The organism is Sphingobium cupriresistens (genome assembly GCF_004152865.1).
GTDB classification, from domain to species: Bacteria; Pseudomonadota; Alphaproteobacteria; order Sphingomonadales; family Sphingomonadaceae; genus Sphingobium; species Sphingobium cupriresistens.
On record NZ_SEOO01000016.1, the window covers coordinates 22,461 to 33,695 of the forward strand.

Annotated in this window: 13 protein-coding genes; 10 read left to right on the plus strand and 3 right to left on the minus strand. The window is 61.4% G+C overall.

The genetic code is table 11. The annotated features are described in order from the left end of the window. The first annotated feature begins 29 nt into the window (after positions 1-29). Complete coding sequence (locus EWH12_RS11055) at positions 30-512, plus strand: MarR family winged helix-turn-helix transcriptional regulator (protein ID WP_129926594.1); 483 nt, start codon at positions 30-32, stop codon at positions 510-512. Between the two features lie 358 nt (positions 513-870). Here the strand turns inward: EWH12_RS11055 and adhP are convergent, their stop codons facing one another. Next, positions 871-1,902: an alcohol dehydrogenase AdhP gene (gene adhP, locus EWH12_RS11060; protein WP_129926595.1), complete on the minus strand. Its 1,032-nt coding sequence runs from the start codon at positions 1,900-1,902 to the stop codon at positions 871-873. 68 nt (positions 1,903-1,970) lie between these two features. Then, entirely contained in the window at positions 1,971-3,359 is a 1,389-nt protein-coding gene (locus EWH12_RS11065; RefSeq protein ID WP_129926596.1) for an NAD-dependent succinate-semialdehyde dehydrogenase, read from the minus strand. A gap of 173 nt (positions 3,360-3,532) precedes the next feature. On the opposite strand from EWH12_RS11065, the gene EWH12_RS11070 reads away from it, so the two are divergent. The 7 genes from EWH12_RS11070 (at position 3,533) to EWH12_RS11100 (ending at position 9,513) form a co-directional block, all read left to right on the plus strand. Beyond that, a complete protein-coding gene (locus tag EWH12_RS11070; RefSeq protein ID WP_129926597.1) occupies positions 3,533-4,462 on the plus strand; it encodes a LysR family transcriptional regulator in 930 nt (309 codons plus the stop codon). Positions 4,463-5,010: 548 nt separating this feature from the next. Beyond that, complete coding sequence (locus tag EWH12_RS11075; RefSeq protein WP_129926598.1) at positions 5,011-5,481, plus strand: DUF736 domain-containing protein; 471 nt, start codon at positions 5,011-5,013, stop codon at positions 5,479-5,481. An 86-nt stretch (positions 5,482-5,567) separates the two neighbouring features. Continuing rightward, complete coding sequence (locus EWH12_RS11080; RefSeq protein WP_129926599.1) at positions 5,568-5,849, plus strand: hypothetical protein; 282 nt, start codon at positions 5,568-5,570, stop codon at positions 5,847-5,849. Positions 5,850-5,924: 75 nt separating this feature from the next. Further along, positions 5,925-6,935, plus strand: a complete 1,011-nt coding sequence (locus tag EWH12_RS11085) for a DUF2493 domain-containing protein (protein ID WP_129926600.1) — start codon at positions 5,925-5,927, stop codon at positions 6,933-6,935. A 70-nt stretch (positions 6,936-7,005) separates the two neighbouring features. After that, the gene (locus EWH12_RS22465; protein WP_129926601.1) at positions 7,006-7,224 is read left to right on the plus strand and encodes a DUF6117 family protein; all 219 of its coding nucleotides are present in this window, start codon (positions 7,006-7,008) and stop codon (positions 7,222-7,224) included. Positions 7,225-7,738: 514 nt separating this feature from the next. After that, entirely contained in the window at positions 7,739-8,719 is a 981-nt protein-coding gene (locus EWH12_RS11095; protein ID WP_129926602.1) for a DUF2493 domain-containing protein, read from the plus strand. Between the two features lie 284 nt (positions 8,720-9,003). Next, the gene (locus EWH12_RS11100) at positions 9,004-9,513 is read left to right on the plus strand and encodes a hypothetical protein (protein WP_129926603.1); all 510 of its coding nucleotides are present in this window, start codon (positions 9,004-9,006) and stop codon (positions 9,511-9,513) included. Positions 9,514-9,528: 15 nt separating this feature from the next. Here EWH12_RS11100 and EWH12_RS11105 read toward each other — a convergent pair whose 3' ends face one another. Beyond that, positions 9,529-9,765 (minus strand): hypothetical protein, encoded by a 237-nt coding sequence (locus EWH12_RS11105; protein WP_165363612.1) that lies wholly within the window; start codon positions 9,763-9,765, stop codon positions 9,529-9,531. A 196-nt stretch (positions 9,766-9,961) separates the two neighbouring features. Here EWH12_RS11105 and EWH12_RS11110 point away from each other — a divergent pair, with 196 nt between their 5' ends. Continuing rightward, positions 9,962-10,303 (plus strand): hypothetical protein, encoded by a 342-nt coding sequence (locus EWH12_RS11110; protein WP_129926604.1) that lies wholly within the window; start codon positions 9,962-9,964, stop codon positions 10,301-10,303. A 499-nt stretch (positions 10,304-10,802) separates the two neighbouring features. Further along, a complete protein-coding gene (locus tag EWH12_RS11115) occupies positions 10,803-11,129 on the plus strand; it encodes a hypothetical protein (RefSeq protein ID WP_129926605.1) in 327 nt (108 codons plus the stop codon). Positions 11,130-11,235 lie beyond the last annotated feature (106 nt).

Here is an 11,235-nt window from a genome sequence, read left to right on the forward strand (position 1 = left end):
CACGCACGTATTCTAGCCAGGATAGATCCATGTCAACCAATCATGTGCATGTTGCACATATTCGTGCCCAGCTTCCCAATTTGCACCGAGCGCTGATCGAGATCGTGAGCATCATGAACCGGCCCGATCGCGACGCCGCCATGGTCGCTGCTGCAGGGCTGAGGCTGGACAGCGCCCTTTTTCCGGTACTCGCCTCTATCGAGAGGCTCGGCCCCATCGGCGTAGTCGATCTCGCCGGACGGTTGGGGCGCGATTACACGACAGTCAGTCGCCAGGTCGCCAGGCTCGAAGACCTCGAGCTTGTCTCCCGCCAGAACAACGCGAGCGACAAACGGGTGCGCGAGGCGACCATCACGGCCAAGGGCAAGACCTCTACCGATGCCATCGACAGGGCCCGCGAGCGGATGGCGGTCCAGGCCTTCGCGAACTGGGCCAGCGAGGACTTCGATCAGCTCACGAGGCTGCTGGGGATGCTTGCCGACGCGATGGGAGCGAGCACCACGCCTGAATAGCCAGGCATCGGCAAGCTGCGATCTGCCTCCATGCCGCAGCATAACCGCAAGGCATGAGAAACTATCGCTCGCAACTGCGAGACGGACTGCATTCAATCGGGCGACGACCGCCGGGGAGATATGCGCCGCGCCTTGCAAAGGTTCGTGCAATGGCGAATTCCGACCCGCGGCCCGCCGTTATCCGCTGACAGATCCCGAAAACGCACCGGGCAGTACCAGATATTCTGCTACTGGTTCTTCAAGAGATCGCCATTGCTCCCAGCCGCCCAGGCACACAACTCAAAGAGCTTGAGCGTGTCATGCGCTAGACAGCTTTTGTAGTATTCCGAGGAAAGTGACGTAAGATTGAATTCTATCTTTATGCGTTCTCAAGATCGAGAACGACACGTCCTTCGATCTGGCCTTTGTGCATGCGTGCGAAGACATCGTTGATATTTTCGAGGCTGTCTGTCGTCACGGTTGCTTTCACCTTGCCCTGTGCCGCGAAATCGAGCGATTCCTGCAAATCGAGCCGGGTTCCGACGATAGAGCCCCGCACGGTGATACCGTTGAGAACCGTGTCGAAAATCGACATCGGGAAATCGCCGGGCGGCAGGCCGTTCAGCGACACGGTTCCGCCACGTCTGACCATGCCCATCGCTTGCTGAAAGGCCTTTGGCGAGACGGCAGTAACTAGGACCCCTTGCGCGCCACCGATCTCCTTGGTGATGAAACTCACGGGATCGACGTCACGCACGTTGACCGTGAGGGACGCGCCCAGAGATTGGGCGAGCTTCAGCTTTGCATCGTCGATATCGACGGCAACTACATTGAGGCCCATCGCCTTGGCGTACTGCACCGCCATATGTCCAAGGCCGCCAATGCCCGATATCGCTACCCAGTCGCCCGGCTTTGTGTCCGTGACTTTGAGACCCTTATAGACAGTCACCCCCGCGCACAGGATCGGCGAGACGTCGACGAAGCCGATATTGTCGGGCAAGTGCCCCACATAATTGGCGTCGGCCAGTACATATTCGGCAAAGCTGCCGTTTACAGAATAGCCTGTATTCTGCTGCTCATGGCACAAGGTTTCCCAGCCGCCCAGGCAGTGTACGCAGTGGCCGCAAGCCGAGTAAAGCCAAGGCACGCCGACGCGGTCGCCTTCCTTCACATGAGTCACGCCCTGACCAACGGCTACCACATGGCCTGCACCCTCGTGTCCCGGGATGAAGGGCGGGTTCGGCTTGACCGGCCAGTCTCCTTCGGCGGCATGAAGATCGGTATGACAAACACCCGTCGCGGCGATTTTGACGAGAATTTGCCCGGGTCCGGGCCGCGGCACCTGCACCTCTTCGATTACGAGGGGCTTCCCGAATTCCCGGACAACCGCTGCTTTCATAGTGCTCTGCATTGGGGTCTCGCTTCACAAGAATAGGCGTCACCGGCATGGCCGGTGCACGCAGTTCAACATCTCGCCGCTTAGAAGGGCGCGTCGATATCGACGACGTCGATCAGTTTGTGATTGACGAACTCCTTGATACCAAGACCGAGTAGTTCGCGCCCGTAACCGGATCGACGCACACCGCCGAACGGGAGATCGGCCTTCACCATGGTGGGGTGGTTGACGAAAACCATGCCTGTCGAAACCCGGCGCGCCACTTCGGCCCCATGGGCCGCGTCGGCAGTGAACACAGAGCCGCCCAGGCCAAAGGGCGAGTCGTTGGCGATGCGTACGGCATCGTCCTCATCACGGGCACGAAACAGCATTGAGACCGGGCCGAAGAATTCCCAATGGCGGGCGGGGTTGTCCTCGCTGACATCTGTCAGGATGGTGGGCTGCACGAATGCACCCTGATTGGGAACCTCGGGGCCGACGGTCGTTGCGGTCGCGCCATGTTCGACGGCTTTGGCAATCATGTCCTTGAGGCCGTCAGCAGCTTTCTGCGACGAAAGGGGCGCCAAGGTGGTCTCCGGATCGAACGGATCTCCCATGCGCAAAGCCGCGACGCCTTTGGTGTAGCTTTCCAGGAATTCATCGTAGATTTCGTCGGCAATGATCATCCGTTTGGATGAAACGCACACCTGGCCACCATTCCAGTGCCTGCCGAACACGGCCCATTTTACCGTCTTCTCCAGGTCGGCGTCCTTCAGGACGATGAAGGCGTCGGCCCCGCCCAGTTCCATCGTCGATTTCTTGAGTGCCTTGCCCGCGACCGAAGCCACGGCAGCACCGGCGGCTTCCGACCCGGTCAATGCAACGCCATGGACGCGAGGATCTTCCAGGATCAACTGCACCTGATCATGGCCGGCATAGAGATTGATGAATGCGTGCCGTGGCAGCCCCGCTTCCAGCATGAGCGCCTCGAATATCGCTGCGCACTGCGGGACGTTCGCCGCGTGCTTTAGCAGGATCGTGTTTCCAGCCGACAACTGCGGCGCGATGATCCGGGCGATCTGGTAATAAGGGAAATTCCAGGGCTCGATTGCGAGCAGCACGCCCAGCGGGTCATGGACGAGGATGGCGTCGCCTTCCGCCGAATCCGAAACGGGCAACTGCTCGGGCGCCAGCAGACGCTCGGCGTTGTCCGCATAATAATCGAAGATCGCTGCCGAGAGTTCAACTTCCGCATGGGCCTCTGAGATCAGCTTGCCCATTTCCAGGGTGAGCAGCGGGGCATATTTATCAGTGTCCCGCCGCAGGATGGCCGCCGCCGAGCGCATGACTTCTGAGCGTTCTGCAAAAGACGTTCGGCGCCACAACTGGAACGCCGCATCGGCGTCACCAATTGCCTGCCTGATTTCAGCTTCGGTCGCCGCTTCGAATTTCTTGAGGGTCTCACCGGTATAGGGGTTGGTCGTTTCGAACATTCGCCAATTCTCTTTTGCCGAGTTGGCGTCGAGAAGTAGCGCTTTCCCCGTTGGTAGAGGTTCGAGCGTCGATGCCAACGATTTTAATGCCTTGTTCTCATACCCATATGAGATGCCTACGGGTGAAGGACAATTAGCGAGACAGGCACATCACCTGTGCGTATGGCGCACTTATGGCAGATCTCATCGAAGCACTCTCGACATTCATCCGCGTCGCGGAATGCCGCAGCTTTTCGGCCGTCGCGTCGGAAATGCATGCCAGTCATACGACGATTGCACGTCGTATCGACTTTCTGGAAGATCGCTTTCAGGCAAGATTATTCCAGCGCTCCACCCGGCATATGAAAATGACGGATGATGGTGAGCGTCTCCTTGGCCACGCGCGCTCGATCCTGGCGAATATCGATCTTGCCGAAACCGAACTGGGCCAGCGAAGCTCGGATGCAGAAGGGTTGCTACGCATCGGTGTTACGACGGCGCTTGGATTGTTCTTCTCCCGTAATCTGCTTGGGAAGCTTTACGAACTCCATCCGCGGCTACGCATACATTTGCTGATGTCCGACGCTCCCGCGAACATGGTCGAAGAAGGAATCGACATCTCCTTTCGCATTGGCGAAATATCGGGGGACAGTCTGATCCAGCGGCGGATCGGAGATGTCGCGCGCAGCCTGGTGGCATCCCCTCGTTATCTCAGGGATAGAGCCTTTCCAGGGACAGCAAGCGAACTGGGTTCCCATGAACTGGTCGACTATTGTTACGACAAGCTGCCGGGCAGTTGGACGATCGAGAATAAGGCAATTCCTATCGATCCTCGCTTCACATGCAACAGCAGCGAAGCCGCCCATCAGGCCGTCCTCGCCGGATTGGGGATAGGCTTGCTGCCTGTATTCCAGATACAAGGCGACGTCGCTGCTGGAACCCTCGTGCATATCCTGCCTGGGGTCATGATTGAGCCGTTGCGATTGTCCATGACGTGGCCTCCGGGCCATCGCCTGTCGACCAAGGCCAGAACGTTCATCGAATTTGCCAGCACCTACATCGCACCACTTGTTTGCCATCGAACGGGTGTGCCAGCCGAGTCTATCAATCCCGCGAACAGATAGCCATGCGTGGATGCGCATGGTCATGCCGGTCCGAAATGCCATGATCCGCACGTTGACGCACTTCGTAGAGCCAGCTTGCAAGGCTTGGTTTCCTGGAACCGTGAAATAACGAATTCCGCCGCGCGGCCCGCCGCTATCCGCTGACCGCTCCCGATACCGGAAACGCACCGGGCGGTGCCGGGCATCCTGGCGCCCCGAATGGGCCTGTGACGACCGCCCATCCACACGGCGGATCTCCGCTACGGTGACTCCCACCAGCATAACTCCAGCGCGGCTACCGCCGCGCCGCAGACCTCGCGCCACATTCACCTTCGGCACCACCCGAACCGCACCTCAGCCGCTCGCCATGCCGGTGCGTTCGCGCGGAGTCGCGGGGCGACCGCAGCGTTGTGCGTGGGTGAAGGCGGGGGGCGTCGTGCCGGGGGTTGGGGAGCGCCTGGCCCCCGGGCGGACGGTGCGCGGGGCGAGGGCGGGACAGAGAGGAGAGAAGGACCGGGGAGGGTGTCGCCGGAAAATGGATTTCGAGCGACATTCGAAAGGTCAAGACGATGAACATCGGTGAAATCTTCCGCCAGAACGGCCGCCTGACGGGCTCGATCGCTACCCGCACGATCGACCTTCCCCGTATCGGCCTGCGCAAGGTGATGAGCGAGAATGAGAAGGCGCCTGTCTTCGAAATCCTTGCGCTTAACGTGGCGCGTCGCTGGGTCCAGATCGGCGCGCTGTGGGAGGCTGCGTCGAAGCGCACCGGCGAGGTCTTCCTTGCCGGCAATATCGACGACCCCAGCCTGCCCGAGCCGCTGCCGATCGCGCTCTTCCCGGCCGATCATGGCGGCTACATGGTCGCCTGGCGGCGCGACACCATGCGCTCCGACTTCGGCGGCGGCATGGGCGCCAGCCGTACCAACTACGATGATCGCGGTCCGCGCGATGAGGGCGGCTTCGGCGACAGCACCGTGGGTGCCAGCGGCGAACTGACCGGCGCGGGCGCCCCGTTCGATGGGGAAGACCCGTTCTGATCAAGCGCTGATCGGAGCCACTTCGGGCCGGGGAGGCATCAGGCTTCCCCGGCCCATTTTCTTGTCCGCCCATGAGGAGAAATCCCATGCACCGCACTTCACTGCACGATCTCGTGCCGCTGGCCGACCTCTCCGCGCTGTCCATCGCGATCATGACCAGCCCTTCCATCCAGGGGCTGATCGCACCCCGATTTCCCGACATCCCCGGCATGCCTGATGTGGCAGTCGGAATTCCATGCGGCGAGATCATCGCCGCCATTTACGACCTACTCGAGGATACGCCGCTTGCCCCGCATGCGAGCGGAATCGTCGATGCCGTCCTGAGGCGCACGACCGCTTTCGCCGGCATTCAAACGCGCAGGCACTGATCCGACACCACCGGGGGGCGGGACGCAATTGCGCGTTCGCGCCCCTCTTCCTTTTCCATCACAGGGAGAACTCCCATGACCCGAGAGCATTCGCGCAGCATCAGCCGCTTCGCAGACCTGCCGGCGCTGTTCGCCGAAGTGACGGCTACCCCGGAATTCCAGCGCGCCTTTGGCGATCCCATTCCACTTTCGATCATCAGTCCGGGCGATGAACCCGGCGAGCATGACATGCCCGAACCGCTCCATGCACAAGCCGACTGTGCCGGCATAATCGCGACCATCTTCGACCTGCTGACCGATACCCGTCTCGACGCGCTCGCGCCCGAGATCGCATGGGGCATGGTCAACAGCTTCCACTTCGTCGCGGGTAAGCTCGAACGGCAGGAAGACCTGCTGGCCGATGAACTGCGCGACATGATCCGCCGTATCGAACCCTCCGAAGTCTTCAACACCGAACTGGAAGAGAAGCAGCTCCTGTGCCAGTCGCTGACCGAACAGCGCGAGGCGCTCGAATGCATGCGCGACTATGCCGCCGACACCTTTAGGGTGCTTTCGGGCCGCCCATGGTCGCCTGCACGCGGATCACGCGTATCCAAGGCTGCCACCGCGACACAGGTATCGATACAGGATTTTCTGCGCGTGCGTGAACTGGCCGAACGCGAGCGTTACCGCCCGCGTGGACCGATCGTGGTCGCTTCGGGTCACGCGGAATGGCATGACTGGCAGCTTCTGTGGGACCGGCTCGACACGATCCACGAGCGCATTCCGCACATGACGCTGGTTACGACCGCGCAGCGCAAGGGCTTCGATGCGATCGTTGCCTCATGGGCAGGCAACCGCGAGGTTCAGCTCGTGACCTATTCGCTGACGGGCTCGGGACGCGGCGCGCCCTTCGCACGTAACCGCAAGCTGGTGGACCTGAAGCCCGTCGAGGCCTTGCTGGGGGAAGGGTCGGGTATTCAGGCGAACCTCTATCAGGCCCTGCGCAAGGCGGGTGTCCCTATCCATGCCTTCCGAAAGGCCGATCAGGCACCGGTCGAGAAGATCGCTCCGCCGCAACGGGGACGGCTCCGTCGGGCGGCGTGACATCCGCAAAACTCATTCATCCTGTCGGGGACGGCGCTTTGCGCTGTCCCCATTTTCATGGGAGCGTGTCATGGCGATACCCGAACATCACCGAACCAATTTTCAAACTTTGCTGCATGCCGCCATGGACGGCAATCTCGCATTGATGGAGTGCTTGGATGCGGTTTCCGGCGAACCACGCTATGTGGTCTGCGCCGTCGGCCGGAGCGGGGACGAGTATGTGTTCACGCCGTTCGGGCACTTGCATCAGGGCGATCCCTACGCCGCCTATGTGCCGCCAGCGCCCTGAGCAGGGCACGCCCTCAATCACATGGAAGGGAGTGCGGGCATCGCGAGCAAGCTCGCAATACCCTTCCATTTCCATGATCGTCATGGAGGCGTCGGTTGGCGTCAAGGACAACGGGGCCCCACCATCTTGCTTCGCAAAATCGTTGCCCCCACCGCCGCTTTGCGGCCGCGTGCCGCGGTCCTTGACCCCGGCCCTCACCGTCCATGGATTTTAGGGAGGCGCCTGGAGGCACCCATTTGCGAATCAGGGGCATCGAGCCCCTGATTCGCAAAGCCTCTTCTCTCTCTCAAGAATTCCTATGGTGGCACGGGACCGCGTCGGCCTCAAGGACGACGGGGCCCCACCATTTTTTTGGGCGGGTCGGGCGTTGCGCCTGGCCTGCCATGATGGTGGCCGCCCAAAAAAATCGTGACCCCCATCGCCGGCTGCGCCGGTCGCGTTCCGCGATCCTTGACCCCGCCGCTCGGAGCCCGTGCCCAAGGGGGAACCTCTTTCGTTTCAACAGGAGGTTCCAATGACGACTATCAACCGCTCCGTCCGCCCGTTCTCCGATATCGCCGAATTCATCGCGCAGGAAACGACCGCCACCACCGACGATTTCCACGCCGCCTTCGCCTCCAATCTCGAGGGTATCCGCATCGGGCGCGATGAGGAGGAGATGGCGACCGACATGCCTGATCCGAGGGAAGCGCAACTTGCCGTCGAACTCATCGTCACGACGCTCTTCGACGTGCTGCGGGACACCCGGTTGCAGCCTGCTGCCGAACGCCTCGCATGGGGCATCGTCAACAGTTTCCATCACGTCGCCCAGCAATGGGAGGGGCAGGCCGACAGGGCGACCCGCGATGTTCAGGACCTGCTGCGGTGCGTCGACGGCAGCGAAATCCATGGCGTCGAACTCGAGCAGGCACGCGACACTCTGGAATTTCTCGACGAAGCCACCGACGCTCTGCGGTGCATGCGCGACCATGCCGCCGACGTCTTCCACACCGAAACCGGACGGCCGTGGTCCGCGCCGAAGGGGTCGCTGGTGTCGAGCAAGCGCACCGCCTCCGTCATAGCCGCCACCGATTTCCTTGCCGCCCGCCGCCAGCGCCGCACCGACGCACACAACCCGCAAGGGCCCGTCGTGATCTTCTCAGGCGGGGCGGACACATGGTTCGACGACCGCCTCATCTGGGCGAAACTCGACGAAGCGAAAACCCGCAATCCGCTGATGGTGCTGGCGACGACCGCACAGGACAAGGGGTGTGACGCCATGGCCGCAGCGTGGGCAGCATCCCGCAAGGTGAAGCTCATCACGTTTCGCCTCAGCGCAAAGCTGGGCAAGCGAGCGGGGTTCGTGCGCAACGAGCAGATGGTGGGCCTCCGACCCGTCGAAGCGCTGGTCTGCGAAGGATCGGGACTGCAATCGCACCTCGCGCGTCTCGTGAAGGAGAAGCGTATCCCGGCGCGGTTCGTCAGGCTCAGCGATCAGGGATGGGAAGCGCAGTAAGCTTCCCAAAGAGGATCGGTCCGGTTCACCGGGCCGGTCCTCATTTCTTTCTTCGCGCGTAGCACTCGCCCCCGCTCAGGGACCCGCAGGCGGGTCCGTCGCGGGGCCGATGCGGAACCGCCAGGGCGGTCCCGGCCTCCTGCGCGCGGCTTCGCCGTGCTCGTCGCAGGGACACCCTTCGGGTGCAGTCCTGAAAGGATTGGAATCCTTTCGGCAGGGTACCGCGAGATGACCAGAGGAGAGGAGGGGCGGGGAAGGGGAGTTCAATCAGGAGATCGAAAGTCATGTCCGACCACACTCTTCCATCCACCAGCCCGGCCGTCTTCATTTCGGGATCACTGTCGATCACGTCGCTTCCCGCCCCTGTTATCGCACGGATCGAAGCCATCCTCGAGCGCCGGCTCCCCGTTCTGATCGGCGATGCACGCGGCGCGGATCGCACTGTCCAGCGCTTCCTCTGCGAGCGCAATATCGATGCCGTCGAAGTCTATTGTTCCGGCGAAGGGCCGCGCAACAATCTCGGACAATGGCCCACCCGAAACATCCCGTCTTCCGGCCCGAAGGGCACCGGCGCTTACCACACGCCCAAAGACAAGGCGATGGCGAGCTATGCCTCCTGCGGGTTCGTGATCTGGGATGGTCGTAGCCGCGGTAGCCTTGCCAACATCCACCGACTGGCAGCGCGCCGGTGCTTCATTCTCATCTGGTTTGGACCCGAAGAGCGGTTCGTCACCCTCCGATCGGATTCCGACAGGGACAGTTTTCTCGAGGCACATCCCTGCCGGAACCTGTGATTGCCTGCGGCGCAATCAGGTCGCAGCAGGCAATCCCTTGAGCGCCGTCAGCGCTGCGCTGCCGCCAACCCGGATCGCTTGCGTGAGAAGCTTACGGAAGTCCTTTTCCGTGAGCCTTTCCACCGGCATCTCCGCTATCGTCACGGCATATTTACCTCGTAAGGCACGACGCGCGCTTTCCAGCTCATCACTGATCTTGCGCTGACGTGCTTCCAGATCGGCGAGCCGATCCCGTTCCGTCATTTTTGGCATTTTCCATCGTCCTTCCCCGATGGCCTGCCCGTCATGCGCCACTGTGCCAGATCGACAAGGCAAGGCAAGCGAGGATTGCCGTTTCCTTCGGAACCGGCAGGCGCATGGCTCGACCTGGCGCGCCATCCCGAACCTGCTTCTTCCGCCCACACGCTTCCATTCCCCCATATCCTGCCTGCAGCCAAGGGAGAGCCCCATGTTAACATCGCAATCCGAATTCGATCGCTTCGTGGAGCCGCATGAGCCCGGTTATTTCCGCGCGCAAGCGCACGGGTTTGCGCTCATTCGCGAGATCGACGACTGCCTCAGCGAGGCCAAATCCTATGCCGGTCGCTACACCGGGTATACCGATCCCGTCACGCACGATCTGGTCATCACCGGGGAGTGCGAGGAGGAATACGAATCTGCCATGAACGATGCCCGCGCTTTGGCCCGCATTATTGCGAAGTCGAACGGATATCAAATCTTGCGTGCGCAGGGCAGGTCCGACGAACTGGCCCAGCTTGTTTACATGGCGCACGACCAACTCCGATCGTAACCACACCGACCTCATTTTTCCGGGGACCGGGCTTCGCGTCCGGTCCCCTTTTTTATGCCAGAGGAACCCACCATGCCCATGCAGACGACGCCGGTTTCACGCCGCATTTCTCAAGCCGCCAACCGGCAGAAGAATTGCCGCGCGCCTTCCGGCACGAGGCCTCGCAGCGCAAATGCGCTGCGTAAGGCGGGACGCACGGCGCGAGGCCGTTTGTAATGGACCCTACGCACGGGTGCTGCGGGTGATTTTCATAGTATAATCAGATCGATAGATCTGCCTTACAGCGCAGGCATGAATTCGCCGCATGTATGGCGGGGTTCACCAGCAAACCATCTGCCTGGCCACGGCTTTGAAATTTCGCCGAATTTCCTGTAATCCGTGCCTTACTGCCATCCTTTCGTGAGGAAGGAGGCAGGTGGAATTGAGCGGCATTTACGTGGAAGCGCGGCATGAAACGTGCTCCCGCCTCTCTCAGGGTAGTGCGACCGGAAGGAACGGCATGGCGGACCTGAATGAAAGCTACATCATCGATCTTCGCCGGGCATTGGTCGAGGCGATCTGCAAGGTGTCGGCGCAGCGGCAAGAGGCCGCCTCAGGGCACAAGGGCGATACGCTTTTCATCGGATCTGCCGAAGTCAGCGAAACGCTGGTGCTGTTGTTGTCGGAATTCGTCGAAGGTGTGCCCGACCTTCGTACCCCTGCGGAAGTGCGGCGTATGTCGGACATCATCGCGAAAAAGATCAGACTCAACATTGCCGATATTCGGCGCAGGCGCGCCGAGACTGGCGCCCGTCCTCCTTCGTCGATCGTAATCAGGGGAAACTGATCTTTGACCGCTTGGCTGATCGGCAGGATGGTCGGCGAGCGAGCTGATCGGCCTCGAGCGGAGGTGGGGTACTCGGGGGTTTGGTATCCCTTGCGGCCATTCTGAT